Here is a 26,622-nt window from a genome sequence, read left to right as displayed (position 1 = left end):
ACGCGAAGAAGATCCCGGATGCCTCGGCCGGAGGCATCCGGGATCTCTCTGTTCTGCGTCAGAGGGCGGCAGCGATGCGCAGCGAGATGACGGTGCCCTTGGGCTGCATGTCGCCGGCGTCCGGCTTCTGCGACTCGACCTTGGTGAACGGGTCGGGGAAGGCGTCCCAGCGGTCGTCGTAGTCGATCGTGAATCCGGCGTCCGCGGCGGCCTGGCGGGCCTCGGCCAGCGTCATGTCCTCGAAGTCCGGGACCTCGAACAGCGCGGGACCGGTCGACACGACGAGGGTCACCGTGTCGCCGGGAGCGAGCGGGGTGCCGTCCTCCTTGCCGATCAGGCGGATGACGCGGTCGGCCTTCACCGAGTCGCTGGACTCGGTCTGACTGGGGTCGGCGACGACGAGCCCGAGACCCTCGAGGGTGCTGCGCGCCTTGCCTTCGCTCTCGCCCGCGACGTTCGGGATCGGCCCGAGCGACACCTGCAGACGTGCGGTGTCGCCCTGGTGGACGGTACAGCCGTCCAGGCACGCGACGTCCTGCGATCCGTCCTCGGGCGCGCCCGCGGGACGGATGACCACGCCGATCACGGCGTCGGGGGCGGCGTCGGTGAAGAACTTGGCGCTCTCGTCGGGTACGGATACGGACTGGGCCTGCAGAGCCGCGCGCGCGTCGGCATCGGGCATTCCCGAGAACGACGGGAACGTCGCCTCCTGCGGGCCGAGCGAGACGTACACGTTCACCTCGGCGCCCTTGTCGACGCGGGTGCCGCCGCCGGGGTCGCTGCGGATGACCTGGCCCGTCGCGACCTCGAGGCTGTACTCGCCCTGCTGCACGGCGACGAGGGAGTCCTGCTGGAGGCGTGCGGACGCCTCGTCGAAGCTCATGCCCGTGACATCGGCGACGGCGACCATCGACCCGGGTCCGGAGCCGAACCACCACCCGAGCCCGCCCGCGAGCGCGGCGAGCACGAGCGCGAGCACGATGAGCCAGGCGCCCCGGGACCGGCGGCGCTGCGTGGCGCGGCGGAGCCGGCCGGCGTTGTCGACCTCCGCCATCGTCGCGATGGGGCCGGTCGGGGTTCCGGGCAGCACCGCCGTGAGCTCGCCGGTCGCGGCGATGTCGTCGCGGACGATGCCGATCGGGCCGGTGCGGGTGACGACGGGGGAGATGCCCAGTTCGCGCTCGATGTCGTGCAGGCGCTGCAGCATCTCGCGCGCGTCGACGGGCCGCTCGTCGGGCGACTTCTCGGTCGCCCACAGCACGAGCTCGTCGAGGGGCTCGGGAACGCCCGGGTTCTTGACGCTCGGGCGCGGCACCGAGTCGGTGGCGTGCTGGAACGCGATCTGCATCGGCTGCTCGCCCTTGTAGGGCTGCTCGCCGGTGAGCATCTCGTACAGCATGATGCCGATGGCGTAGATGTCGCTGCGGGCGTCTGCCGTGCCGCGCGTGACCAGCTCGGGGGCGAGGTACGCGATCGTGCCGAGCAGCTGCGCGCCCGACGCGGTGTTCGCGGTCGTGGCCCGCGCGAGGCCGAAGTCGCCGATCTTGATGCGGCCGTCCTCGGCGAGGAGCACGTTCTCGGGCTTGACGTCGCGGTGCACGATGCCGGCCTTGTGCGCGGCGGCGAGGCCCGACAGCACGGCGTCGAGGATCGACACCGCCTGCGGGATGGTCAGCCGGCGCTGCTCGCGCAGAAGCTCGCGCAGCGTGATGCCGGGCAGGTACTCCATGACGAGGTACGCCATGTCGCCGTCCTGGCCCTGATCGAACACGTTGACGACGTGCGGATCGGCGAGGCGGGCGGCCGCGCGGGCCTCCTGGATGAACCGGCTCTGGAAGACGGTGTCATCGCTCAGATGCGAATGCATCACCTTGAGCGCGACCCGCCGCTCCAGCCGCAGATCGGTCGCCACGTACACCGTGGCCATGCCGCCGCGGGCGATGCGAGCACGCACCCGGTACCGGCCGTCGACGAGACGGCCGATCAGCGGGTCCGTCTGCTGACTCGTGCTCACCCTGAGAGTCTACGGATCCGTGCCTGCGAGCCGGCGGAGCGGCTCACCCGGCGAGACCGCATTGTGACGGATGCCTCGGCTCAGCCGAGCGCCGCGAGCCAGGAGTGGGCCGAAGCCTCCCACTTCGCATACGCGTCGGGGTACGCCGAGATCTGCACGGCCTGAGCGGCCTGTGTGAAGGTCAGGCTCTCCCAGCCGGGGATGTCGAGCAGTCCGCGCGTGCGCGACCCGTTGGGGTCGCCGGCGCCGCCGAAGAAGACGCGCGTCGCGCGCGCGGCATCCTGCACCTCCGCGGCGGTGCCCCAGCCGTAGCTGGGACGCTGCTGGAACAGGCCGAGCGAATCGCGGTCGCCATACGTCACATTGCGCAGCGACGACTCCTGCATCGCGGTGCCGAGGGCGATGGCGATGCCGCGGTTCGAGACGCCGAGTTCACGGCCGATGCGGACGATCAGCTGCGCGTTGGCGGCCTGCTCGGCGGTGAGCCCGGGCACCGACGGCGCCGAGCCCGGGATCTTGATGGTCTGCCCGGGGTAGATGATCGACGACCAGCCGAGCCCGTTGGCCGAGAGCACGGCGTTCGTCGTCACGCCGTACCGCTTCGCGATCGAGCTGATCGTCTCGCCCGCCGCGATGGTGTGCGAACCGCCCGCCGACGTGTTCGGCGCGGGAGCGGGCGCCGGGGCGGGTGCCGGTGCGGGAGCGGATGCCGCGGGTGCGGCCGCGCCGGGGATCTTGATGGTCTGCCCGGGGTAGATGATCGACGACCAGCCGAGCCCGTTGGCCGAGAGCACCGCGTTCGTCGTGATGCCGTGCCGCTTGGCGATCGCGCTGACCGTGTCGCCGCCCTGCACGGTGTACGTGCCGGTGGACGGGGCAGGTGCGGGCGCAGCCGGCGCCGGGGCTGCGGCGGCCGCTGCGCTGAGCTTGAGCACCTGGCCCGGGTAGATGGTCGACGACCACCCGAGCCCGTTGAGGGCGAGCACGTCGTTTGTGCGGAGCCCGAAGCGCGCCGCGATGCGGCTCACCGTGTCGCCGCGCTGCACGGTGTACGCCGCAGGTGCGGTCTCGGTGGTCACACGAACAGCGGGCAGTGCGGCGACCCGGGGGACGCTCGCGGCCGTCGCGCCGAACGTGCGCGGCACGCTCAGGGGCGCAGTATCCGTCGTCGCCGCATGGGCGGGCACCGCCGACAGCGTCAGGGCGATCGACCCGGCGACGGCCACCGGCACACCGGTGAGGAGCACGCGCGACGGGATGAACGCCTGCTGGACACGATTCGTGGTACTGCGGACCTGTCGCACGAGTTTCCCCCCTCAGTCGACTCCGAGAACCGTGTCACGGATGTTTATTGGTGTCAACAGGTGTTATTAGGAGGGGCTTCTGTTACTGATGTGGCCAGAGTGCGGTGGACGAGTGCCCGATCCGATCTGAGATAGTTGCTTTCGTGACCTCTGACGCCGCTCCGAGCTTCGAGACCGATTGGCTCACCCTGCCCGACCTCGTGGAGGTGCTCGGCGAACCGCTCGGCCGCGTTCGCCGGCTGCTCGACGACTACTACCTCGTCGGGTCCAAGCGCGACGGCGTCTTCAAGGTGCCGTCGGTGTTCGTGGTCGACGGGCATCCCCTGTCGTCGCTGCGGGGCACCGTTTTCGTGCTGCACGACGCCGGGTTCTCGGACGACGAGGCGATCGACTGGCTGCTGTCTCCGGAGGAGTCCCTCGGCCATGCCCCGATCGAGTCGCTCCTCGCCGGGCGCAAGAGCGAGGTCCGCCGGGTCGCGCGCACCCTCGCCTGACTCAGGTCGTGCGGACGGTCGCGGCCCGCGCGAGGTCGCGCAGCTCGCCGACGGCCGCGTTGCCCAGCCGTGCCCCCGACAGGGCGCGATCGGCCTCGTGGGCGTAGTCGGCGATGAGCCGCTCGACGCGGTCGAGCGCTCCGGTGTCGATGATCGTCTGCTGCAGCGACGCGATCTGCGCCGCGTCGAGATCGGGATCGCCGACGAGCTCGTCGACGATGCGGCGCGCGTTGGGCGCGAGCGCCTCCCGGGCGTACGCGATGAGGACGGTGCGCTTGCCCTCGCGCAGGTCGTCGCCGGACGGCTTGCCGGTGGCGGCCTCGTCGCCGAACACGCCGAGCACGTCGTCGCGCAGCTGGAACGCCATGCCGAGAGGATGCCCGAACGCGGCGAGGGCGGCTGCCTGCGCAGCATCCGCTCCCGCGAGCGCCGCGCCGATCGCGAGCGGCTGCTGCACGCTGTAGCGCGCGGATTTGAAGGACGCCACGCGCAGCGCCCGCTCGGCGTGCCGGTCGTCGGGCTCGCTCGCGAAGGCGGACTCCTCGGCGACGTCGAGGAACTGCCCGAGGGTGACCTCGCGGCGCATCAGCGCGTACTGGGCCCGCGCGGCCGCTGCCCGCTCGGCGGAGGTCTCGGCGAGGCCCTCCTCGAGGAGGTCGTCGCTCCACGCGACGAGCAGATCGCCGAGCAGGATCGCACCCGAGCGGCCGAAGGCGTCGGCATCGCCGAGCCATCCCGAGCCGCGGTGCCCGGCCTCGAGTGCGCGATGCGCCGACGGGCGGCCGCGGCGCGTGTCGGAGTTGTCGATGAGGTCGTCGTGCACGAGGGCGGCCGCATGGAACACCTCGAGGGCGGCAGCTGCGGCGATCACCGGGGCGGGCGGCGCGCCGGCGGGGCCCGTGGCTTCCTCCACTGCCCTCCACCCGGAGAGGCAGAAGCGTCCGCGAAGGCGCTTTCCGCCGGTGACGGCAGCCGCTCCCGCGGCGACGAATCGCGCCGCTTCGGGGCCCGCGTCGGCCACACTCCCGCGTTGAGCCGAGATGAACATGTCCACTCGCTGGGAAATGGCTTCGATCGGCTCAACAGGGGCGGACACGGGCCTAGCCTAGTGAGGAACGGCACGCGTACAATCGAGCCACCGAAGTACAGAGGGGGAAGCATGCCACTCTCCGAACAGGAGCAGCGCCTGCTGGACGAGATGGAACGCCATCTCATGCGCAACGACGCGGATGTCGTCAGCGCGCCCCGCGACGGACGCACTCTGAGCTATCGCAACATCGTCTACGGCACGATCCTCGTGCTGCTCGGACTCGGCGGTCTCATCGTCGGGGTATCGCAGCAGTTGATCGTCGTCGGCGTCATCGGATTCGTCGTGATGCTGGGCGGGGTGCTCCTCGCCGTCACGCCGGGCCGTGGTCCCGGCAAGATGCGCGTCGAGCCCGACCGACCCGCCAAACCCCAGAACAGCTCTTCGTTCATGGACCGCATGAACGACCGCTGGGACAAGCGGCAGGAGGAGCGCTGAGCGTCCCCGCCGCCTGAACCGGCACGAGAAGCACCGACCTTCGGGTCGGTGCTTTTTTGTTGCCCTCGCACCGTCCCTACATGCCCTCGGGAGGGGAGTGAGGGAGCGCCAGATCACAAATCGGTAGCGAAGTGGAGGAGAGTGGAGTAAAGTGGCGCACAACCCGGGGGGCCGGACGAAGGGGGTGTGATGTACCGATGCTTTTGGGCACGCACACACCCAAGCTCGATGACAAAGGGCGCGTCATCCTCCCGGCGAAGTTCCGCGACGACCTTGGTGGGGGTGTCGTCGTGACGCGCGGACAGGATCGCTGCCTGTACGTGTTCAGCGAGAAGGAGTTCGAACGGGTGCACGACCGCATCCGCGAGGCGCCGCTCGCGAACAAGCAGGCGCGCGACTTCCTTCGCATGTTCCTCTCCGGCGCGAGCGCCGAGAAGCCCGACAGTCAGAACCGCATCACGATCCCCCCTCCGCTGCGCGCATACGCCGGCTTGGAGCGCGACCTCGTCGTCACCGGCGTAGGCGCCCATGCCGAGATCTGGGACGCCACGGCGTGGAACACCTACGCCGAGGCCAACGAAGAGAGCTACGCCGAGCTGGAGCAGGAGGTGATTCCGGGCCTGTTCTGAGCCCTCGGCCGTGACTCCCAGCTGCTCGTGCCCTGTCGCCACTTCCCCGGTGCCAGGTCGGAGCGGATGGGGATCAGGGCCTGGGGACCAGGACTGCCAGGTGACTATGAACCTGCGCGACATCCACACCCCGGTCATGCTGGAGCGCTGCATCGAGCTGCTGGCTCCCGCGCTCGAGCGCGACGGCGCCGTCTTCGTCGATGCCACGCTCGGCATGGGCGGGCATTCCGAGGCCTTCCTGCAGCGCTTCCCGAAGCTTCAGCTCGTCGGCCTCGACCGCGACACCGACGCCCTCCGCATCGCGGGGGAGCGTCTCGCACCCTTCGGCGACCGCGTGCACCTCGTGCACACCGTCTACGACGGCATCGCGGATGCGGTGACAGCCAGCGGGTTCGCCGCAGCTGACGGCATCCTGTTCGATCTGGGCGTCTCGTCGCTGCAGCTCGACGTCGCCGACCGCGGCTTCGCGTACGCACAGGATGCACCGCTCGACATGCGCATGGACCAGTCGGCGGGCACGACGGCGGCCGACATCCTCGCCACCTACGGCGAAGGCGATCTGCGGCGCATCTTCGAGCGCTACGGCGAGGAGAAGCTGGCGGGCCGCTATGCGCGCGCGATCATCGCCGCACGTGCCGAGGCGCCGATCGATCGGTCCGGCCGGCTGGTCGAGATCCTGCAGGCGGCGACGCCGGCCGCCGTGCAGCGCACGGGACACCCTGCCAAGCGCGTGTTCCAGGCGCTGCGCATCGAGGTCAACCGCGAGCTGTCCGTGCTCGAGCGCGCCGTGCCCTCGGCCCTCGGCATCGTGCCGGTCGGCGGCCGCATCGTCGTGCTGTCGTACCAGTCCCTCGAGGATCGCCTCATCAAGCGCGCGTTCGCCGAGGCTTCGGCGTCGACCGCGCCCAAGGGCCTGCCCGTCGAGCTGCCGGAGCACGCGCCCAAGTTCCGACTGCTCGTCAAAGGTGCCGAGCTCGCCACCGACGAGGAGCGCGCGGTCAATCCCCGCGCGACGCCGGTGCGCCTCCGAGCCGCTGAGCGCGTGAGGCCCGAGCACGCGGAGGGTGCCTCATGAGCACGATCGCGAACGCCGTGACCACTCGTCTCGGGAGGGCCGTCGCTCCGGAGAGGACGGATGCCCCGCGCCGCCGCCTGCGGGTGCTCGATGCGCCGGCGCGCCGGCGTCGCCCGAAGCTCTTCTACGGCATCGTCGCGGTGCTGGGGGCGTTCCTCATCGGCGCCGCCCAGATGTCGCTGTCGATCATGACGACACAGGGGACGTACGAGATCGCCGCCCTGACGAAGGAGCAGCGCGACCTCACGTACGAGAAGCAGATCCTCTACGACGACGTCGCAGGGCTCAGCTCGCCGCAGTACCTGGCGGCGAACGCCGCGGCCCTCGGCATGGTCATCAACGAGGCGCCCAGCTATCTGCGGCTGAGCGACGGAGCGATCCTCGGTCCGTCCGAGGTCGCCATGGGCACGTCGTCGGTCGACGCGATCGGCCGCGGATCCGTGCCCAACGCGCTCATCACGAACACACCTCTGGTGACCGTGCCCGACGCCACGATCGACGGGCTGCCGGTCCAGGTCGACGAGACGCCCGACGGCGGAGTCGGCAACACTCCGCCCCCGCTCACGGACGGATTGCCCACCCCGAGCACACACTGAAGCGACGACGCCGAGCCGAGAACCGATCGAGACGCCCCACTGCACGAGGCGCAGAGCACGAGACGCAGATGACGACACGAAGCACGAGAAGCCCCCGCCGCCGCACCGTCGTGGCCCTCGCCGTCGTCCTGGCCGTGCTGGCAGGATTCATCGTCCGGCTCGTCGACATCCAGGTCGTGAACGCCGACGACCACATCAAGGACTCGCTCGACGTCGCCTTCGCGGGACAGCAGACGCTCTACGGCACGCGCGGCTCGATCGTCGACACGAACGGGCAGACCCTGGCGGGCAGCATCCTCCGCTACGACTGCCAGCTGTCGCCGCTGCTCATCACCCAGATCGACGAGCAGGTGCTCGAGAAGAAGTCGGACGACCGGCTCTGGGCGGACGTGTCGAACGACGTGGCCGAGATCACGGGCCAGACGCCGGAAGAGGTCCGCGCGATCGTCGGCACCGCTCTCGCGGAGGACCCGAACTCGCAGTACGCGGTGCTGAAGAAGGGGGTCTCGACCGAGCAGTTCCGCGCCCTGGCCGACCTCAAGACGCCCTACATCGCGTGCGTCTCGCACCCGGCGCGCACATACCCCGACGGTGCGGTCGCCGGCAATCTCATCGGCTTCGTCGGCTCCGACGGGACGCCGCTCGAGAGCCTGGAGAAGTCGCAGAACGCCTGCCTCGCCGCGACGAACGGCACGCGGACGTACGAGAAGGGCAAGGACGGCGTCGTCATCCCGGGCACCGAGCTGGAGACACCCGCGACGGACGGCGGCACGCTGCAGCTGACGATCGACCGCGATCTGCAGTGGTACACGCAGCAGCTCATCGCCGAGCAGACGCAGACGATGGCCGCGCAGCGCGGCGCGATCCTCGTCTACGAGGTCAAGACCGGCAAGGTGAGGGCGGCCGCGGAGTACCCGACCGTTGACCCCAACGACTTCGAAGCCGCCGAGGTGAAGGACCGCACGAGCAGCATCTTCCTCGGCACGTTCGAGCCGGGGTCCACGTTCAAGGGCCTGACAGCGGCGACGGTCATCGACGCCGGGGGGCAGACGCCGAACTCCACCGTCGTGGCCTCGAGCCTCGAGAACTTCGACGGGGGCGCGCGCGTGCGCGACTCGTTCCAGCACCCGGCGAACACCTACACCCTCACCGGCGTGCTCATCGACTCCTCGAACGCGGGCATCTCGAAGTTCAGCCAGAAGGTCGACAAGCAGACGCGCTACGACTACTTCAAGCGGTTCGGGATCGGCGACAGCACGGCCTCCGGGTATCCCGGCGAGGGGCAGGGTCTCATCTACCCCGCGGACCAGTGGGGCGCGCAGACCACCCTCAACACCTCGTTCGGTCAGGGCGTCACGACGACCATGCCCGAGCTCGCCCGCGCGTACGGCGCAATTGTGAACGGCGGCGTCAAGATGCCGCTGCAGATCATCGAGTCGTGCACGAAGGCCGACGGCACCGTCGTCGAGCCCGAGGTGGCGGAGCCCGAGCGGGTCATCAGCGAGGGCACCTCCGCCGAGATGCGCGAGATGCTCGAGAACGTGTTCCTGCAGGCGCCCTACGCCAAGACGGTCGCCATCCCCGGCTACCGCCTCGGCGGCAAGACGGGCACCGGTGAGAAGAGCGACGGCCAGGGCAACTACAAGGCCGGCGTGTACTACACGACGATGGTCGGATTCGCCCCCGCCGACGACCCCGAATACGTGGTCGTCGTCACCCTCGACGAGCCGACGAAGGTAACATCGTCTGCGGCCAACGCGACCGCGTTCCAGAAGGCCATGACCCAGGTTCTCAAGACCTACCGCGTCATGCCCTCGACGACGTCGCCGGAGCTGCTGCCCAAGTTCGGGTAGTGTCCCGAGCTTCCGGAGTTCCCCACATGATCGCGCTCAACATCGCCCAGATCGCCCATGCCGTTTCGGGCGAAGTGCACCTCGAGAACGGCGACACCCTCGACACCGTCGTGTCGGGGGCGGTCGACACCGATTCCCGCCTCATCGAGCCTGGCGGCGTCTTCGTCGCCAAGCCCGGCGAAGAGACCGACGGGCACCTGTTCGTCGGCGCCGCCGTCGAGAACGGCGCCGCCCTGGCCCTCGTCGAGCGGCGGGTCGAGGCATCCGTGAGCCAGATCGTCGTGGCCGACGTCGTCGAGGCCATCGCGGCCCTCGCGCGCGAGGTCGTGAAGACGGTTCGGGATGCTGGTGACCTGCGCGTCGTCGGCATCACCGGGTCCAACGGCAAGACCACGACGAAGAACCTCCTCGCTCGCATTCTCGAGGGCGAAGGCGAGACCGTTTCGCCCAAGGCGTCGTTCAACAACGAGGTCGGCGCACCGCTCACGATGCTGCGGGTCACCGGCACCACGAAGTACCTCGTCAGCGAGTTCGGCGCGAGCGCGCCCGGTGAGATCGCCCGCCTCGCGGGACTCGTCGACCCCGATGTCGGCGTCGTGCTGATGGTCGGCATGGCGCACGCCGGCGGCTTCGGCGGGATCGAGGCGACCTTCCACGCGAAGTCGGAGCTCGTGCGCGCGCTGAGCGCCGGGGGAGTGGCGGTGCTGAACGCCGACGACGCGCGCGTCGCCGCGATGGCGCCGATCGCCGCCGAGCAGGGCGCCTCGGTGCGCTGGTTCGGCCGCGGGCCCGCCGCCACCGATGTGCGTGCCGACGACGTCGTGGTCACGGCATCCGGAACCTCGTTCACCGTGACCGCCGACGGCGTCTCGCTGCCGCTGCGCCTGCGGGTGCTGGGCGAGCACCACGTCATGAACGCGCTGGCCGCGATCGCCGCGGCCACGACCCTGGGCGTCTCGCTCGCCGACGCCGTCGCGCGCCTGGAGACCGTCGAGATCGCCGAACGGTGGCGCATGCAGCCTCTCGGATCGGATCGCGTGCGGATCATCAACGACGCCTACAACGCGAGCCCTGACTCGATGTCCGCGGCCCTGCGCACCCTCGCGCAGATCACCGGCCCCGATGAGCGCACCGTCGCCGTGCTGGGCGCGATGAGCGAGCTCGGCGAGTACGCCGAGGAGGAGCACGACCGGGTCGGCCTGCTCGCCGTGAGGCTCGGCATCCAGCGCATCGTCGTCGTGGGCGACCCGGCGCGCCGCATGTTCCTCGAAGCCGTCGCGCAGGGCTCGTGGGACAACGAGGCGGTCTTCTTCTCGACCGCCGACGAAGCGTTCGAGTACCTGCAGGGCGAGCTGCGCGACGGCGACCGCGTGCTCGTGAAGTCGTCGAACTCCGCCGGGCTCCGGTTCCTCGGCGATCGTCTGGGAGAATCGTTCTCGTGAGATCACTCCTTACCGCGGCGGCGATCTCGCTGGCATTCACCCTCTTCCTCACCCCCGTGTTCCTGCGGCTGTTCCGCAAGTGGGGCTGGGGCCAGGTGATCCGGACGCCCGAAGACATCCGCAACCCCAACCACCAGACCAAGCGCGGCACGCCCACGATGGGCGGCACGATCTTCATCGTCGGCACGATCGTCGGCTACCTGGTCGGGTGCTACGTGGGCAACAACCCGCCGACCGTCTCGGGCCTGCTCGTGATCTGGATGATGGTCGGCCTCGGTGCGGTCGGCTTCATCGACGACTACATGAAGGTGCGCCAGCAGAAGTTCATGGGCCTCAGCGGCTGGCGCAAGGTCGCCGGCCAGGTCGCGGTCACGGTGCCGTTCGGCATCGTCGCGCTGAACTTCCCCAACCAGTTCGACCAGACGCCCGCGTCGCCGTACATCTCGGTGTTCCGTGACGTGCCGGCCCTGGGCTTCATGACGCTCGGGCTCATCATCGGCTGGATCCTCTACCTCGCGTGGATCACGTTCATCGGCGTCGCCTTCTCCAACAGCACGAATGTGACCGACGGCCTCGACGGCATGGCCGCCGGCGCGGCGATCTTCGTCGTCGGCGCCTACAGCCTCATCGCGTTCTGGCAGTTCAACCAGGCGTGCTGGGGTGGCGACGCCCTCTCGGCGGCGGCGAAGGCCGCGTGCTACCCGACGCGCGACCCGTTCGACCTCGCGATCATCTCGGCGTCCTTCGTCGGCGCGCTCGTCGGGTTCCTGTGGTGGAACGCCCCCAAGGCCAAGGTCTTCATGGGCGACGTGGGATCCATGGCGATCGGCGGCGTCATCGCCGCGATGGCGATCCTCACCCGCACCGAGCTGCTCGCCGTGCTGGTCGCCGGCGTCTTCATCATCGGCCCCGGCTCGGTGATCCTGCAGCGCCTCTACTTCAAGATCACGCGCGGCAAACGGCTGTTCCTCATGAGCCCGTTCCACCACCATCTCGAGCTGCGGGGCTGGTCGGAGGTCACGATCGTCGTGCGCATGTGGATCATCGCCGGCCTCCTGGCGGTGTCGGGCGTCGGATTCTTCTACGTCGAATGGCTCTCTCGCACATGACCTCGGAACGCCTGCGCACCCTCACCAGCTGGAACGCCGAGTGGAAGGGCCTGCGGGTCGCCGTGCTCGGCCTGTCGGTCACCGGCTTCTCCGTCGCCGACACCCTCACCGAGCTCGGCGCCGACGTGCTCGTCGTCACCGAGAAGGCCGACGAGGAGTACGCGCGCCTGCTGCCCGTCATCGGCGCACGCCTCTGGACCGGGTCGCTGGAGTCGGTTCCCGCCGACCTCGTCGAGTTCGCGCCCGAGGTCGTCGTGGCGTCGCCGGGCTTCGCGCCGAGGCATCCGCTCATCTCGTGGGCGCAGGAGAACGACATCGCGCTGTGGGGCGACGTCGAGCTCGCGTGGCGCGTGCGCGACAAGGTGGTCAGGGCCGACGGCGCGCCCGCCGACTGGATCCTCATCACCGGCACCAACGGCAAGACCACGACCACGCGACTCACGGCCACGATGCTCGTCGCCGGCGGTCTGCGCGCCGCGCCGGTCGGCAACATCGGCACGCCCGTGCTCGACGCGGTGCGCGATCCTGAAGGGTTCGACGCGCTCGTGGTCGAGCTGTCGAGCCATCAGCTCTGGTACCTCGGGCTGCAGGACTCGCCCGACCCGCTGTCACCGCACGCGGCCGTGTGCCTCAACCTCGCCGACGACCACCTCGAGTGGCACGGCTCGTTCGACGAGTACCGCGCCGCCAAGGCGCACGTGTATGACAACACCCGCGTCGCCTGCGTCTACAACAAGGCGGATGCCGCGACCCAGGCGATGGTCGAGGACGCCGAGGTCGTCGAGGGCGCCCGCGCCATCGGCTTCGACCTGGGTGTTCCGGGCCCGAGCGACCTCGGCGTCGTCGAGGGGATCGTCGTCGACCGCGCGTTCCTCGAGGACCGGCACAAGAGCGCCCTGGAGCTCACGACGGTCGAGGAGCTCGCCTCCCTGGGGCTCGCGGCGCCGCACATCGTCGCGAACATCCTGGCTGCGGCGGCGCTCGCACGGTCGCTGGACGTCGCGCCCACCGCGATCCGGGAGGCGCTGCGCGGCTTCCGCCTGGACCCGCACCGCATCGAGGTCGTCGCGCGCCACGAGGGCGTCACGTGGGTCGACGACTCCAAGGCCACCAACCCCCACGCCGCGGCGTCGTCGCTCGCGGCGTACCCCGGCGCCGTGTGGGTCGTCGGGGGACTGCTCAAGGGCGTCGACATCTCCGAGCTCGTCGCCGGACGCGGAGCGACCGCGAAGGCCGCGATCGTGATCGGCCTCGACCGCGCCGCCGTGGTCGCCGCGTTCGAGCGACACGCGCCGACGGTGCCCGTGTTCGAGGTGGACGCCGATGAGACTGAAGTGGTCATGGCGCAGGTCGTCGAACTGGCGGCAGGGGTGGCGCGTGACGGGGACGTTGTTCTTCTCGCTCCCGCTGCCGCATCCTTCGACCAGTTCGCGTCCTACGCGGACCGCGGACGCAGATTCGCTGCGGCGGTGAGGGATCGGATCGGAACGGAGGACCCGGGTGACCACGACGCAGCCGCCGCGGGCCCGGACGACGCGCCCCGCCCCGACGACCTCGGCGACGCCGAAGACCGAGGCTGACAAGCCCGCGCGACGCGGCCTCGCCGCGCGCGTGTCGCTCGGCCGGGTGTTCGCCCCGGTGCCGAGCGAGTTCCTGCTCATCGCCTCGACGACGCTGCTCCTGACGGTCTTCGGGCTGGTCATGGTGCTATCGGCGACCTCCGCGACGGCGACGGCCGCCGGCGAGGCGCCGTGGGAGATGGTGCTCAAGCAGGTCGTGTTCGCGGTGATCGGCATCCCATTGATGTTCATCGCGAGCCGCCTGCCGGTGACGTTCTGGAAGAAGATGGCGTGGCCCGCCCTCATCTTCGGCGTCGCGTTCCAGCTCCTGGTGTTCACGCCCCTGGGCCACGGCGCCGACGGAAACCGCAACTGGATCACGATCGCGGGTTTCCAGGCGCAGCCGTCGGAGTTCCTGAAGCTCGGTCTGGCGCTGTGGGTGGCGTACGTCCTCTTCCGCAAGCGCACGCTGCTCACGAAGTGGCAGCACGTGTTCATCCCGCTCGTTCCCGTCGCGGGCCTCGCGATCGCGACAGTGCTCGCCGGCGACGACCTGGGCACGGCGATGATCCTCGTGCTCATCGTGCTGGGAGCACTGTTCTTCTCGGGCGTCAAGCTCCGCATCTTCGTCCTGCCCGCGATCGCCGCGGCCGGCGCGGTGGCGTTCCTCGCCGTGACGAGCCCCGACCGCATGCGCCGGTTCATGAGCTTCCTCAACCCGAACTGCCTCGACGACTACTTCAACGACTGCTACCAGCCGCTGCACGGGATCTGGGGCCTCGCGAGCGGCGGAGTCTTCGGCCTGGGCCTCGGCAACTCGCGTGAGAAGTACGACTGGCTCCCCGCCGCCGCGAACGACTACATCTTCGCGATCGTCGGCGAGGAGCTCGGCCTCATCGGCTGCGCGGTCGTGCTGGCGCTCTTCGCCCTGTTCGCGGTGGGCGCGTTCCACGTCATCCGCAAGACCGACGACCCGTTCGTGCGCATCGCCGCGGGCGGCATCACCGTGTGGATCGTCGGGCAGGCGCTCATCAACATCGGCGTCGTGCTGCGCGTGTTCCCGGTGCTCGGCGTGCCGCTGCCGTTCATGTCGCAGGGCGGCACCTCACTGCTGTCGGTGCTGCTGGCGTGCGGCGTGCTGCTCGCGTTCGCGCGGTCGCTGCCGGCCTCCGTCGCGCGTCGTGAGGCCGCGATCGCCTCGGCACGCGCGGCGCGGGAGCGTGCGAAGCTCCGCGTCGTCCGCTGAGAGGGGGGCGGTCGCGCCGGGCCGGATAGGCTCGGGGAGTGACGACGTACCTCCTTGCCGGCGGCGGCACCGCCGGACACGTCAACCCGCTCCTGGCTGTCGCCGACGCACTGCGCGCCCGCGACCCCGAGGCCGAGGTGCTCGTGCTCGGCACCCGTGAAGGCCTCGAAGCGCGGCTCGTGCCCGAGCGCGGCTACGAGCTGCTGTTCGTCGACAAGGTGCCGTTCCCTCGGCGCCCGAACAAGGCGGCCGCCGCGTTCCCGGCGCGCTTCCCGCGCGCGATCTCGCAGGTGCGGGCGCACATCGCGCAGCGCGGCGTCGACGTCCTCGTCGGCTTCGGCGGTTACGCGTCGGCCCCGGCGTACGTCGCGGCCCGGCGCGAGAACGTTCCGTTCGTCGTGCACGAGGCCAACGCCCGCCCCGGGCTCGCGAACGTGCTCGGCGCCCGCAGGGCGGCCGGTGTGGGCGTGGCGTTCGAGGGGACTCCGCTCAGGCGCTCGAAGGTCGTGGGAATGCCGCTCCGTCGCGAGATCGTGGCGCTCGACCGTGGTGCCCTCCGCGAGGAGGCCGCCGCGTACTTCGGGCTCGATCCGGCGAAGCCGGTGCTCCTGGTCTTCGGCGGCTCGCTCGGCGCCCAGCGCCTGAACGCCGCCTTCGGCGAAGGTCACGACGAGGGCTGGCGCGCGGTCGTCGACGCCGGGTGGCAGCTGCTGCACGTCACCGGCGAGCGCTCCGAGCTCGTCGATCCCGGCGCGCCCGGGTACGCCGTCCGCCGCTACGTCGACCGCATGGACCTCGCGTTCGCCCTGGCCGACTTCATCGTGTCGCGCGCCGGCTCTGCCACGGTCAGCGAGATCAGCGCTCTGGGCATCCCGACCGCCTACGTTCCCTACGCCGTGGGCAACGGCGAGCAGGCGCTGAACGCCTCCTCCGCGGTCCGTGCGGGCGCGGCGATCCTGATCCCGGATGCCGAGTTCACGGGCGACCGCGTGCGGTCGGAGGTCGTGCCGCTCCTGACCGACGAGACCCGCCGCGCGGCGATGGCGGCGGCGGCAGCATCCGTCGGCACCCGTACCGGAACCGAGAACGTCGTCGCGATGATCGACGACGCGCTGCGCGCCTGAGACGATCTCACTCACGACCGCAGGGGACCGGGGGACGGATGGCGGGTGCGACGAAGTGGGCGACGGCGGTGCTGTTGGCGGGCATCAGCGCGCTCGCGCTGAGCGGCTGCGTCACCTTCGGTCCGGGCGAGCCGAAGGGCGGCCCGACCCCGGCGGCGTTCCTCGATCGCGAGGAGCTGCCGTCGTGCGGCGCCGTGGAACTCGATCAGGGCGAGGAGATCCCGACCGGCGACATCGCGTGCCTCGAGGAGGCGACGCTCGCCGGCGCGGAGCTGGCGGTGACCCGACCGACCACGGAGGGCGACCCGTTCACGGCGTACTACCGCGTCCTTCCGGGCGGCGGCTGGGAGATCTACACCGACATGACGAAGGATCGCTACGGCGAAGGCTGGTGGCTCGACGAGTGCCCCGACGCCCTGTCGATGACACAGCTGGGGGAGTGCACGAACACCCGGCTGTGATCGGGCTCAGGCCGTCGTGGCCCCGGGGGACCGCAGCGCGGCGGTGACGACGGCAAGAGCCTCCTCGGCGTCGAGGTGCAGGTCGCGCACCTGTGCGGCGAACGCCGCGGCGGCGCGCTGCAGCTGCTGGCGGGCTGGGTCGGCGTCGAACGCGACGAACGTGCCGTTGCGGCCCCGCGTCTCGATGATCCCGGATGCCTCGAGCTCGCGGTACGCGCGGGCGACCGTGCCGGGCGCGACACCCAGGTCCTCGGCGAGGCGGCGCACCGTGGGCAGTCGCGCGCCCGCGGCGAGCTCGCCGGACGCGACCGCGTCGACGAGGCCGGTGCGCAGCTGCTCGAACGGCGGGACGGCGGAGGACGGGTCGATGACGATCATGCGGGTGCTCCTCCCGTGGACGCGGGCGCGGGTTCGGGCGCACCGCGAAGATACTCCGGATACAGCCTCGCGGGCAGCCTCCCCGAGGCGAGGGTGTAGGCGACCTGGATGAACGGGATGCCGAACCAGGGGAACGCCTGCAGCACGCGCGAGACGCCGGGGTCGGCGAAGCCGAGTGCGGCGAGGAACAGGGCGCACATCGCGAGCCCCAGCGGGAGCCACGCCGCCATCGCCGCGCTCATCCGCAACGCGCCCAGCGCGTCCGCACGGAAGAGGTCGTCCCAGCCGAGCTCGAGCGTGTTCGTCGCCGGCTGGGGCTGCGCCAGCACGCGCCGCTCCGCCACGCGGCAGACGACGGCGACGACCAGTGCGAAGGCCAGAGCGACGACCGTCATCACGGCGGTGGTGGGGGAGATCGCGCCGGTGAGCGAGACCGCGGTGACGACCGCGCCGCCTGCGGCTCCTGCGCCGAGCAGCCACCGCGGGAGCTGCGCGGCCCACCCCGGAAGGTAGTCGCGGGTCGCCAGTGCCGAAGGACGCGCGATACGCACGGCCGTCGGCGCCGCCGAGAAGAGGCGCTCGCGAACGCCGACGATCGCCGACGCGACGCCGAGGACGCCGATGACGAGCGTGAGCGTCAGGATCCACAGGGCGAACGGCGACGACCCGAGGGGCGTCCAGACGAGCAGGGCCGCCATGAGGGCGACGCTCACCAGCAGGCCCCACATGTTCGCGCCGACCAGTGCGCGCGACCGATCCCGGATGCTGCGCCACATGTCCCACGACTCGATCGGGAGCTTCGCGCGCACCGACATCCGGTAGACCACGGTGGTGCCCCAGGAGTCGCGGCGGACGACGAACAGCATCACGATCGGCACTCCGGCGAACACCGCGAGCAGGACGGCGTTGAACGCTTCGAACGACATCTCGAACTCTCCGGCCATATCCCCGATTGTGTCGCCATCTGTATCAATGTGTCAACACAAAGCAGGGCTCTCGCGCGAAGCGGCCCCAGCGCGCCGGGGCCGCGGCATCCGTCGCCCAACTTAGACTTGACCGGTCATGATCAGACCCGATCTCAGTCTTCCCATTCCCGACGACATCACCGCCGCCCACTTCATCGGAATCGGCGGATCCGGCATGTCGGGGCTCGCCCGCATGTATCTCGAGCGCGGGATCCGCGTCTCGGGATCCGACCGCGCCGACAGCAACGCGCTGCGCGAGCTCGCCGAGCTCGGCGCCACCGTCCACGTCGGGCACGACGCGTCGAACCTCGCGGACGACGTCGACACGGTCGTCCACACCGGCGCGATCTGGCCCGAGAACCCGGAGTTCGTGCTCGCCAAGGAGCGCGGGCTCCACGTCATCCACCGGTCGCAGGCGCTGTACTGGCTCATCGGCGGGCGCCGGCTCGTCTCGGTCGCCGGCGCGCACGGCAAGACCACGTCCACCGGCATGATCGTGACGGCGCTGCGCGACCTCGGCGTGCAGCCGACCTTCGTCAACGGCGGCGTCATCGCTCAGCTCGGCGTCTCCAGCGGCAGTGGCTCGGACGAGCTCTTCGTCATCGAGGCCGACGAGTCGGACGGCACGTTCCTGCTCTACGACACCTCGATCGCGCTCATCACCAACGTCGACCCGGATCACCTCGACCACTGGGGCACACGCGAGGCGTTCTACGCCGCGTTCGCGCGGTTCGCGAACGAGGCGCGCGAGGCGGTCGTCATCTCGTCCGACGACGCGGGTGCGCAGCTCGTCGCCGCACAGCTCACCCACCCGCACGTCGTCACCTTCGGCGAGGCGGCAGACGCGACGGTGCGCGTGCGCGACATCGTCACCGACGGCCCCGTCTCGTTCCGCATCACGCACGACGGGGTCACCGTCGACGCGCAGCTGCCGGTTCCCGGCGCCCACAACGCGATCAACGCCGCCGGCGCCGTCGCCGTGCTCCTCACGCTCGGCCACGGCCTCGAGCCCGCGGTCCGCGCGGTCGAGGGCTTCGCCGGCACCGTCCGTCGCTTCGAGCTGCACGGCGTCGAGCGCGGCGTCAGCGTCTTCGACGACTACGCGCACCACCCGACCGAGGTCGCCGCCGCCCTCGCCGCCGCGCGGTCGGTCGTCGGCGACGGACGCCTCATCGCGATCCAGCAGCCGCACACGTACTCGCGCACGCAGGAGATGTACCGCGAGTTCGCCGAGGTGCTGGAGACCTACGCCGACCACACCGTCATGCTCGACGTCTACGGCGCCCGGGAGGACCCGGTGCCCGGAGTCACCGGCGAGCTCGTGAGCGGCGCCTTCGCCGACCCGTCGCACGTGCACTACGTCCCCGACTGGCAGGAGGCCGCCGACTACACGGCCTCGGTCGCCCGCGACGGCGACTACGTCATCACGCTCGGCTGCGGCAACGTGTACCTCATCATCCCGCAGGTCCTCGAGGCCCTCGCCCACGAGGGCACGGGGGAGTAGAAGCCTCATGCGTCGCCCGTCGCCGTTGCCGCAGTCGCCGGTCGCCTCGCGCGGCACGGCGGAGAAGGCCGCGCCGGCGCGCGCTGCACGCCCCGCCCGCGACGAGGCCCCGGCCCCGGCGCCGGAGCGCGAGCCCGTCGAGCCGACCCTCGACGAGAACCCCACGGCCCCCGTCATCCCGCTGGCGTCACCGACGCCGCTGCCCGACGCGAAGCCCGACCCCGACCCGGCGACGGCGGACGAAGGGGCGGATGCTGCGCAGGTGGGCTTCCGCGAGGTGTGGAAGGCCGCCCGCGCCCGGCGCAAGGCGCTGCGCGCCGAGATCCGCCGCTTCACCGTGCGCCAGCGACGCCGGCGCGCGGTGTGGTTCGGTGCCGCCGCATCCGTCCTCCTCCTCGCCCTCGGCACGCTCGGCGCCGCGTACAGTCCCCTGTTCGGCGTGGAGAAGATCTCCGTGGTCGGGGCGCAGCAGCTCGCCGCGGCCGATGTCGAGGCTGCTCTGTCGGGTCAGCTCGGCAAGCCGCTGCCACTGGTCGACGAGAGCGCCATCAAGGCCGAGCTCGTCGCCTTCCCCCTCATCGAGACCTACGCCCTCGAGGCCCGCCCGCCGCACGAGCTCGTGGTGCGGATCGTCGAGCGCACGCCGATCGGCCTCATCGAGACGCGTGCCGGCTACACCCTCGTCGACGCGGCCGGCGTCGCGCTGTCGACGACGGCGACCCCGAGCGCCGGCACCCCCGTGCTCACGATCACGGGCGGCGTGGACTCCGACGCGTTCGCCTCGGCCGGTCAGGTGATGCGGTCGCTGCCGGACGACATCCGCGCGCAGGTGACAGCGGTCACCGCTTCCACCCCCGACGACGTCACGCTCGAGCTCGGTGGGACGAACACACAGGTGGTGTGGGGGAGCGCCGACGACTCGGCGGTGAAGGCGAGCAACCTCGCGAAGATGATGGCCGCCAGGCCACCGGCCGACGTGTTCAGCTATGACGTCTCGTCGCCCGACGTCGTCGTGGTGCGCTGACCTCCCACCGCCTCCGACGCGACTTCGAGTACCAGATGACGCGACACGCCGACTCGGTCCGAGCGCGCGCGCAGCATCGGCCTACTTTCGTGACAAAGGAATTGCATACCGGGCAATTCTTTATACCTCTACTAGAGGTTGAAGGTTTAGACAGGTCCAGGGCTACGGAGGCCGGCATGAGCCAGAACCAGAACTACCTCGCCGTCATCAAGGTGGTCGGCGTCGGCGGCGGCGGAGTGAACGCGGTCAACCGCATGATCGAGCTCGGCCTGCGGGGCGTCGAGTTCATCGCCATCAACACCGATGCCCAGGCGCTGCTCATGAGCGACGCCGACGTCAAGCTGGACGTCGGGCGCGAGCTGACCCGAGGGCTCGGCGCAGGCGCCGACCCCGAGGTGGGTCGCCGTGCCGCCGAGGACCACGCGGAGGAGATCGAGGAGGCGCTGCGCGGCGCGGACATGGTCTTCGTCACGGCGGGCGAGGGCGGCGGCACCGGCACCGGCGGCGCGCCGGTGGTCGCGAAGATCGCGAAGTCGATAGGAGCACTCACGATCGGTGTCGTGACGAAGCCCTTCTCCTTCGAGGGCCGTCGCCGCCAGCAGCAGGCCGAGTCAGGCGTCGCACGCCTGAAGGAAGAGGTCGACACCCTCATCGTGGTGCCGAACGACCGCCTCCTCGAGATCAGCGACCGCGGCATCTCTATGATCGAGGCGTTCGCCACCGCCGACCAGGTGCTCCTCGCCGGTGTGCAGGGCATCACCGACCTCATCACGACGCCCGGTCTCATCAACCTCGACTTCGCCGACGTCAAGTCGGTCATGCAGGGAGCAGGGTCGGCCCTCATGGGCATCGGCTCGGCGCGGGGGGCGGATCGCGCCATCAAGGCCGCCGAGCTCGCCGTCGAATCGCCCCTGCTCGAGGCCTCGATCGAGGGCGCGCACGGCGTGCTGCTGTCGATCCAGGGCGGCTCGAACCTCGGCATCTTCGAGATCAACGACGCGGCGCAGCTGGTCAAGGAGGCCGCGCACCCCGAGGCGAACATCATCTTCGGCACGGTCATCGACGACACCCTCGGCGACGAGGTGCGCGTCACCGTCATCGCGGCGGGCTTCGACGGCGGCGAGCCGCAGGCCCGCATCGAGCCGATCACGGCCACGCGCGTCGTCTCGACCCCCGCGCTGCCCGTGACGCCCGCCGACGAGGCCGCGAAGGACCGCGACGTCGTCGAGACGCAGACGCCCCAGGTTCCCGTCGCAGTCGGCGCCGTCACGGAGTCGTCCTACGACACCGCCTTCGGCGACGACGACCTCGACATCCCCGACTTCCTCAAGTAAGTGGGCGACCTCGCCGATCGCCTCGCGGCGATCGATGAGCGGATCGCGGATGCTGCGCGCGCGGCGCGCCGCGATCCGTCCGAGCTCACGCGCATCGTCGTGACGAAGTTCCACCCGGCGTCCCTCGTCGAGGGGCTGTACGGGCTCGGCGTGCGCGACGTGGGGGAGAACCGGCAGCAGGAGTTCAGCCGCAAGGCGGTCGAGGTCGGAGACCTCGCCGGCCTGCGGTGGCACTTCATCGGGCAGGCGCAGACCAACAAGGCGCGCGCGATCCGGGCTGCAGCATCCGTCGTCCATTCACTCGACCGCACCCGTCTCGCCGACGCGCTCGACGCCGCGGGCGAGCCGGGGGACGCCGTCCTCGACGTGCTGCTGCAGGTCAATCTCACCGACGACCCCGGCCGGGGCGGCGTCGCCCCCGCCGACCTCGAAGCCCTCGCCGCCCACACCGCCGCGCTGCCCTCGCTGCGTGTGCGCGGCGTGATGGCGGTCGCGCCGCTGGACGAGCCGCCCGCGCCGGCGTTCGAGCGGCTGAACCGCCTCGCGGCCGTCGTGCGCGGCGTCGTCCCCGATGCCGATTGGATCTCCGCCGGCATGACGGCGGACTTCGCCGAGGCCATCGCGGCCGGCGCGACACACCTACGCATCGGTTCGGCAATCACCGGACCCAGACCAGAACGCGGTTAACCTCGGAACAGATGAGCACTACGGAGGATCAGATGTCGAACCCGCTCAAGAAGACCATGGTGTACCTCGGCCTCGCCGACGAGGAAGAGGTCTACGAAGAGCCGGCCCCTCAGCCGCGTGCTCGCAAGTCCGAGCAGGTCGTCGAGAAGCCGGCTGCTCCCGTGACGCCGATCCACCGTCCCGCGGTCGTGCGCCAGCCGACGCCCGCGGCGATCAACGAGATCCTCACGGTGCACCCCAAGCAGTACCGCGATGCCCAGGTCATCGCCGAGAACTTCCGCGACGGCATCCCCGTCATCATCAACCTCTCGCAGATGAGCGACGCCGACGCGCGGCGTCTCATCGACTTCGCGAGCGGCCTGTCGCTCGGCCTCTACGGACGCATCGAGCGGGTCACCAGCAAGGTGTTCCTGCTCTCGCCCGAGAACGTCGCCGTGTCGGGCGACGGAGCGGTCGCGCAGGCGGATCCGGAGTCGGTTCCGTTCGCGCAGCCGTAATCTGGCTACGTGGCAGTCGTCCAACTCATCGCAGCGATCCTCAACCTCGCGCTGCTGCTCTATGTCTTCGTGTTGCTCTCGCGGCTGGTCCTGGACTGGATCCCGTTCTTCAACCGGGAGTGGCGCCCGCGGGGCGCGGGTCTCGTCGCCGCGGAGATCATCTACACCGTCACCGACCCGCCGATCAGGCTGTTCCGGCGCTTCATCCCGCCGCTGCGCGTGGGTGCGATCGCGATCGACTTCGGGTTCGCGCTGACGATGCTGCTGTGCTTCATCCTGCTCAGCATCACCCGCACCATCGCGGGCTGAACCGACTCACTCCGACCCGGTCGCCGGCTTCGACACTCTCAGAACCGATGACTATGCTTTGCTGATACGAACGGCCGCCAGCCGGCGGCCGCCCCGACATCGGCCAGCGACCAGACGCTCGAAAGAGGAATCACCATGGCATTGTCCCCCGATGACGTCGTCACCAAGCAGTTCCAGCACGTCCGCTTCAAGGAGGGTTTCGACCCGGATGAGGTGGACGACTTCCTCGACGAGATCGTCGTGGAGTGGCGCAAGGCTCTCACCGAGAACGAGGAGCTGAAGGCCAAGCTGGCGGCGTACGAGTCGGGTGCTGCCGCGCCTGCCGCTGCGCCCGCCCCGGCGCCTGTCGCCGAGCCCGCCCCCGCCGTCGGTGGCGCAGCTCCCGCAGCCAGTGCCGGCATCATCGAGCTGGCGCAGCGCCTGCACGACGAGCACGTCGCCGAGGGCATCGCGCAGCGCGACCAGCTCATCTCCGACGCCAAGTCGCAGGCCGCGTCGATCGTGTCCGAGGCCGAGACCCGCGGTCGCGAGGAGCTCTCGAAGCTCGAGCGCGAGCGCACGACGCTCGAGGGCCGCATCTCTGAGCTCCGCAACTTCGAGCGCGACTACCGCGCACAGCTGCGCAGCTACATCGAGGGCAAGCTGCGCGACCTCGAGACCACGGCGACGGCGTCCGGCGCTCAGCCGGTCTCCGCGCTGGGCCTCTAGGCCTTGTCGCGCCGACCACCCCTTCGTCAGGCGGCGGCCGGCACCATCATCGCGGTTCTCGCGGTGCTGGTGCTGGCCGCCGACCAGTTGGCGAAGTACCTTGCACTCGAGAACCTGCCCTACCAGGAGCCGGTCGAGGTCCTCGGCGACTTCCTGAGCTTCTACCTGACCCGCAACCCCGGCGCCGCTTTCTCGCTCGGTGAGGAGGTCACGTGGATCTTCACGATCGCGCTGGCCGTCGTCGCCGTCGTCATCGGGTGGCTCGCCGCGACGCGGGTGCGCTCGCGCCTCTGGGCGGTGGCCCTCGGACTCCTCCTCGGCGGCGTCCTGGGCAATCTCACCGACCGGCTCTTCCGCGACCCCGGCTTCGGCGTCGGGCACGTCGTGGACTTCATCAACACGCCGTGGATGTGGTTCTTCCCCGGCATGTCCCCGGCGATCTACAACGTCGCCGACATCTTCATCGTGTGCGACATGATCGCGATCGCACTCTTGGTACTCGTGGGGGTTCACATGGACGGTACGCGCGACCACGGCCGCAAGAACGAGGACGAGGCCGAGAACGACGAGACGCTCCTCGGCGCCGAGGGCGACCAGTTCGCCTCCGGCGGCACCGTGGAGGGTTTCGGCAATGAGTTCCCCGTCGCCGACCCCGACGCGGGAATCCCGGCCGCCGAGCGCGGTCTGCCCCCGCTGAGCGAGGCCGAGCAGCACGAGGTCGAGGAAGAGGCAGAGCGCGAAGCGGAGGAGTACGAGGCCGAGCACGAGGCCGGCCACGACCCGAAGCGGCCCGAGTCCGGCGCCCAGCTCTGACGTGGACTCCCGCAGCCTTCCCGTTCCCGACGGCCTCGACGGCGCCCGCGTCGACGCGGCCCTCGCCAAGATGCTCGGCTTCTCGCGCACCTTCGCCGCGGAGGTCGCCGAGGCCGGCGGCGTGACGATGGACGGGCGCACGCTCGCGAAGTCCGACAAGCTGCGCGGCGGCGCCTGGCTCGACGTGTCGTGGGCGCCGAAGGAGGAGCCGCGGGTCATCCCTGTGGAGGTGCCCGACCTCGGCATCGTCTACGACGACGACGACATCGTGGTGGTCGACAAGCCCTCGGGTGTCGCGGCGCACCCCTCCCTCGGGTGGGAGGGTCCGACGGTGCTCGGCGCCCTCGCCGCCGGCGGCTACCGCATCGCGACGACCGGCGCCGCCGAGCGCCAGGGCGTCGTGCACCGACTCGACGTCGGCACGAGCGGGCTCATGGTCGTCGCCAAGACCGAGCAGGCGTACGTCGCGCTCAAGCGCGCATTCAAGGAGCGCGAGGTCGAGAAGATCTATCACGCCGTCGTGCAGGGGCATCCCGACCCGCTCGCCGGCACCATCGACGCGCCGATCGGGCGGCATCCGTCGCACTCGTGGAAGTTCGCGGTGACCCCCGAGGGCAAGGACTCCGTCACGCACTACGAGACCCTCGAGGCGTTCCCGGGCGCTTCGCTGCTCGAGATCCACCTCGAGACCGGGCGCACCCACCAGATCCGCGTGCACATGGCCGCCCACCGGCACCCGTGCGTCGGCGATCCGCTCTACGGCGCCGACCCGACGATGTCGGCGCGACTGGGCCTCACGCGCCAGTGGCTGCACGCCCACGAGCTCTCGTTCGCGCATCCCGCGACGGGGGACTGGGTCACATTCAGCTCGGAGTATCCGGCCGACCTCGCGCACGCGCTCAGGGTGCTGCGCGGGGACTGAGCGAGCGCCCGTGCGGCGCTTCCCCCGCCCGGCGGCACTGCTGCCGCTATGCTGAGGCGGCCACTGGGGGTGGCGGACAAGAGTGTCCGGGGGTCGTCGCGTGCATGGGAACTCCGCCGTAGGGCGCAGAGCGGTGCTGCTCGTCGCCGCGGTGGCCGGGGCATCCGCCCTCGCCGCCTGCGCGCCGGAGCGAACGGCCGCGATCGCACGGCGTACGCCGTCGGGGCGCCCGCAGCCGACCGCCGCTCCGGCCGTCCATCCGACGCCCACACCGACACCGACACCCACGGCAACACCGACGCCCATACCGACACCGACACCGACGCCCGCGCCTGATCGCGTCGCCATCGCCGCGCGCTACGCCGGCGCTGTGCCGACGCAGTGGGGGACGGATGTCTCCGGAGTCCGGGCGACGCTCGTGCAGCCGACGAGTCCGAGCGGCGCTCCGCGCGCCGCACTCACCTTCGACGCCTGCGGCGGGGGCGGCGGGGCCGCGTTCGACGCGGAGCTGATCGCCGGGCTGCGATCACGTCAGGCCAAGGCGACCCTGTTCCTGAACAGCCGGTGGATCGACGCCAACCCGCAGCTGGCCGCCGAGCTCGCCGCCGACCCGCTGTTCGTGCTCGGCAACCACGGCACCACGCACGTGCCTCTCTCGGTGAGCGGGCGGGCGGCCTACGGCATCCCGGGAACGGCCTCGTCGCAGGCTGCGGCCGACGAAGTGTGGGGCAACCATGAACGGCTCACCGCGCTCACCGGTGCGGCACCGCGGTTCTTCCGCGCCGGCACCGCGCACTACGACGAGATCGCGGCGCAGATCGTCCGCGACCTCGGCGAGACGCCCATCGGCTTCACGGTCAACGGCGACGGCGGCGCGACGTTCCCGTCGGCGAGCGTCCGTCACGAGTTCGGGCGTCTGGAAGCGGGAGGCATCGTGCTCGCGCATATGAACCACCCCGAAGGCGGCACCTCTCCCGGGGCGCTCGACGCCGTGGACGACCTCCGCGCCCGCGGCTTCGACCTGGTCCACATCGACGGCTGAGCCGGGGG

The 26,622-nt window shown here is 70.7% G+C and carries 27 protein-coding genes and 1 pseudogene; 23 read left to right on the top strand and 5 right to left on the bottom strand.

Annotated features, from left to right (window positions below; all coding sequences use genetic code 11):
• Positions 1-58: 58 nt before the first annotated feature.
• Both pknB and ACFVSU_RS04135 read right to left on the bottom strand, forming a co-directional pair.
• Positions 59-2,014, bottom strand: coding sequence for a Stk1 family PASTA domain-containing Ser/Thr kinase (gene pknB / locus ACFVSU_RS04140; protein WP_387138381.1), 1,956 nt, complete (start codon positions 2,012-2,014; stop codon positions 59-61).
• Between the two features lie 80 nt (positions 2,015-2,094).
• Positions 2,095-3,246, bottom strand: a complete 1,152-nt coding sequence (locus tag ACFVSU_RS04135) for a LysM peptidoglycan-binding domain-containing protein (RefSeq protein ID WP_387138725.1) — start codon at positions 3,244-3,246, stop codon at positions 2,095-2,097.
• Between the two features lie 215 nt (positions 3,247-3,461).
• Here ACFVSU_RS04135 and ACFVSU_RS04130 point away from each other — a divergent pair, with 215 nt between their 5' ends.
• Positions 3,462-3,812, top strand: coding sequence for an Rv2175c family DNA-binding protein (locus ACFVSU_RS04130; RefSeq protein WP_387138378.1), 351 nt, complete (start codon positions 3,462-3,464; stop codon positions 3,810-3,812).
• Position 3,813: 1 nt separating this feature from the next.
• On the opposite strand, the gene ACFVSU_RS04125 is transcribed toward ACFVSU_RS04130, so the two are convergent.
• Entirely contained in the window at positions 3,814-4,860 is a 1,047-nt protein-coding gene (locus ACFVSU_RS04125) for a polyprenyl synthetase family protein (protein WP_387138722.1), read from the bottom strand.
• A 111-nt stretch (positions 4,861-4,971) separates the two neighbouring features.
• Between ACFVSU_RS04125 and ACFVSU_RS04120 the strand changes: the two genes are divergently transcribed.
• From ACFVSU_RS04120 to ACFVSU_RS04070, 11 genes are all read left to right on the top strand, one after another.
• Positions 4,972-5,337 carry a DUF3040 domain-containing protein gene (locus ACFVSU_RS04120; RefSeq protein ID WP_310290296.1) on the top strand — a complete coding sequence of 122 codons (366 nt, stop codon included), beginning with the start codon at positions 4,972-4,974 and terminating at the stop codon, positions 5,335-5,337.
• Positions 5,338-5,534: 197 nt separating this feature from the next.
• Positions 5,535-5,966 (top strand): division/cell wall cluster transcriptional repressor MraZ, encoded by a 432-nt coding sequence (gene mraZ / locus ACFVSU_RS04115; protein WP_056367092.1) that lies wholly within the window; start codon positions 5,535-5,537, stop codon positions 5,964-5,966.
• A 106-nt stretch (positions 5,967-6,072) separates the two neighbouring features.
• Positions 6,073-7,041: a 16S rRNA (cytosine(1402)-N(4))-methyltransferase RsmH gene (rsmH, locus tag ACFVSU_RS04110; protein ID WP_387138719.1), complete on the top strand. Its 969-nt coding sequence runs from the start codon at positions 6,073-6,075 to the stop codon at positions 7,039-7,041.
• Positions 7,038-7,637, top strand: coding sequence for a hypothetical protein (locus ACFVSU_RS04105; protein WP_387138373.1), 600 nt, complete (start codon positions 7,038-7,040; stop codon positions 7,635-7,637). Before rsmH ends, ACFVSU_RS04105 begins: the two co-directional genes overlap by 4 nt.
• Positions 7,638-7,705: 68 nt before the next feature.
• Positions 7,706-9,490, top strand: coding sequence for a peptidoglycan D,D-transpeptidase FtsI family protein (locus tag ACFVSU_RS04100; RefSeq protein WP_387138370.1), 1,785 nt, complete (start codon positions 7,706-7,708; stop codon positions 9,488-9,490).
• 26 nt (positions 9,491-9,516) lie between these two features.
• Positions 9,517-10,932 carry a UDP-N-acetylmuramoyl-tripeptide--D-alanyl-D-alanine ligase gene (gene murF / locus ACFVSU_RS04095; protein WP_387138367.1) on the top strand — a complete coding sequence of 472 codons (1,416 nt, stop codon included), beginning with the start codon at positions 9,517-9,519 and terminating at the stop codon, positions 10,930-10,932.
• On the top strand, positions 10,929-12,041 hold the full coding sequence (gene mraY, locus ACFVSU_RS04090; protein ID WP_310243397.1) for a phospho-N-acetylmuramoyl-pentapeptide-transferase: 1,113 nt from the start codon (positions 10,929-10,931) through the stop codon (positions 12,039-12,041). Before murF ends, mraY begins: the two co-directional genes overlap by 4 nt.
• Complete coding sequence (gene murD, locus ACFVSU_RS04085; RefSeq protein ID WP_387138362.1) at positions 12,038-13,621, top strand: UDP-N-acetylmuramoyl-L-alanine--D-glutamate ligase; 1,584 nt, start codon at positions 12,038-12,040, stop codon at positions 13,619-13,621. Before mraY ends, murD begins: the two co-directional genes overlap by 4 nt.
• Complete coding sequence (gene ftsW, locus ACFVSU_RS04080) at positions 13,542-14,846, top strand: putative lipid II flippase FtsW (protein ID WP_387138358.1); 1,305 nt, start codon at positions 13,542-13,544, stop codon at positions 14,844-14,846. The genes murD and ftsW overlap by 80 nt, the downstream gene beginning before the upstream one ends.
• A 38-nt stretch (positions 14,847-14,884) precedes the next feature.
• Entirely contained in the window at positions 14,885-15,970 is a 1,086-nt protein-coding gene (locus tag ACFVSU_RS04075; protein WP_387138356.1) for a glycosyltransferase, read from the top strand.
• 38 nt (positions 15,971-16,008) lie between these two features.
• Entirely contained in the window at positions 16,009-16,431 is a 423-nt protein-coding gene (locus ACFVSU_RS04070; protein WP_387138353.1) for a hypothetical protein, read from the top strand.
• 6 nt (positions 16,432-16,437) lie between these two features.
• On the opposite strand, the gene ACFVSU_RS04065 is transcribed toward ACFVSU_RS04070, so the two are convergent.
• Both ACFVSU_RS04065 and ACFVSU_RS04060 read right to left on the bottom strand, forming a co-directional pair.
• Positions 16,438-16,809, bottom strand: a complete 372-nt coding sequence (locus ACFVSU_RS04065; protein WP_310249603.1) for a GntR family transcriptional regulator — start codon at positions 16,807-16,809, stop codon at positions 16,438-16,440.
• Complete coding sequence (locus ACFVSU_RS04060; RefSeq protein WP_387138350.1) at positions 16,806-17,753, bottom strand: hypothetical protein; 948 nt, start codon at positions 17,751-17,753, stop codon at positions 16,806-16,808. Before ACFVSU_RS04060 ends, ACFVSU_RS04065 begins: the two co-directional genes overlap by 4 nt.
• A 118-nt stretch (positions 17,754-17,871) precedes the next feature.
• Between ACFVSU_RS04060 and murC the strand changes: the two genes are divergently transcribed.
• The 11 genes and pseudogenes from murC (at position 17,872) to ACFVSU_RS04005 (ending at position 26,614) form a co-directional block, all read left to right on the top strand.
• Positions 17,872-19,278 (top strand): UDP-N-acetylmuramate--L-alanine ligase, encoded by a 1,407-nt coding sequence (gene murC, locus ACFVSU_RS04055; protein ID WP_387138347.1) that lies wholly within the window; start codon positions 17,872-17,874, stop codon positions 19,276-19,278.
• Positions 19,279-19,285: 7 nt separating this feature from the next.
• Complete coding sequence (locus tag ACFVSU_RS04050) at positions 19,286-20,302, top strand: FtsQ-type POTRA domain-containing protein (RefSeq protein ID WP_387138345.1); 1,017 nt, start codon at positions 19,286-19,288, stop codon at positions 20,300-20,302.
• 176 nt (positions 20,303-20,478) lie between these two features.
• The gene (gene ftsZ, locus ACFVSU_RS04045) at positions 20,479-21,636 is read left to right on the top strand and encodes a cell division protein FtsZ (protein ID WP_387138343.1); all 1,158 of its coding nucleotides are present in this window, start codon (positions 20,479-20,481) and stop codon (positions 21,634-21,636) included.
• Positions 21,637-22,323, top strand: coding sequence for a YggS family pyridoxal phosphate-dependent enzyme (locus ACFVSU_RS04040; protein ID WP_387138340.1), 687 nt, complete (start codon positions 21,637-21,639; stop codon positions 22,321-22,323). It abuts the gene before it with no gap.
• 32 nt (positions 22,324-22,355) lie between these two features.
• Positions 22,356-22,820, top strand: a complete 465-nt coding sequence (locus ACFVSU_RS04035) for a cell division protein SepF (RefSeq protein WP_310291761.1) — start codon at positions 22,356-22,358, stop codon at positions 22,818-22,820.
• 9 nt (positions 22,821-22,829) lie between these two features.
• The gene (locus ACFVSU_RS04030; RefSeq protein WP_056367105.1) at positions 22,830-23,129 is read left to right on the top strand and encodes a YggT family protein; all 300 of its coding nucleotides are present in this window, start codon (positions 22,830-22,832) and stop codon (positions 23,127-23,129) included.
• A gap of 135 nt (positions 23,130-23,264) precedes the next feature.
• Positions 23,265-23,837, top strand: a complete 573-nt coding sequence (locus ACFVSU_RS04025; RefSeq protein ID WP_387138336.1) for a DivIVA domain-containing protein — start codon at positions 23,265-23,267, stop codon at positions 23,835-23,837.
• A 3-nt stretch (positions 23,838-23,840) separates the two neighbouring features.
• Positions 23,841-24,425 (top strand): annotated as a pseudogene (lspA, locus tag ACFVSU_RS04020) (signal peptidase II); the annotation flags it as partial.
• 226 nt (positions 24,426-24,651) lie between these two features.
• Entirely contained in the window at positions 24,652-25,572 is a 921-nt protein-coding gene (locus ACFVSU_RS04015) for an RluA family pseudouridine synthase (RefSeq protein ID WP_387138332.1), read from the top strand.
• 69 nt (positions 25,573-25,641) lie between these two features.
• Positions 25,642-25,908 (top strand): hypothetical protein, encoded by a 267-nt coding sequence (locus ACFVSU_RS04010; RefSeq protein ID WP_387138329.1) that lies wholly within the window; start codon positions 25,642-25,644, stop codon positions 25,906-25,908.
• 34 nt (positions 25,909-25,942) lie between these two features.
• Positions 25,943-26,614, top strand: coding sequence for a polysaccharide deacetylase family protein (locus ACFVSU_RS04005; protein WP_387138326.1), 672 nt, complete (start codon positions 25,943-25,945; stop codon positions 26,612-26,614).
• The last annotated feature ends 8 nt before the right edge of the window (positions 26,615-26,622 follow it).

Origin of the sequence: Microbacterium sp. NPDC058062, assembly GCF_042885375.1 — a bacterium.
In the GTDB taxonomy this organism is placed as follows: domain Bacteria; phylum Actinomycetota; class Actinomycetes; order Actinomycetales; family Microbacteriaceae; genus Microbacterium; species Microbacterium trichothecenolyticum_C.
Note: the sequence above shows the minus strand (reverse complement) of the source record. Positions and strands in the feature narration are given on the sequence as shown.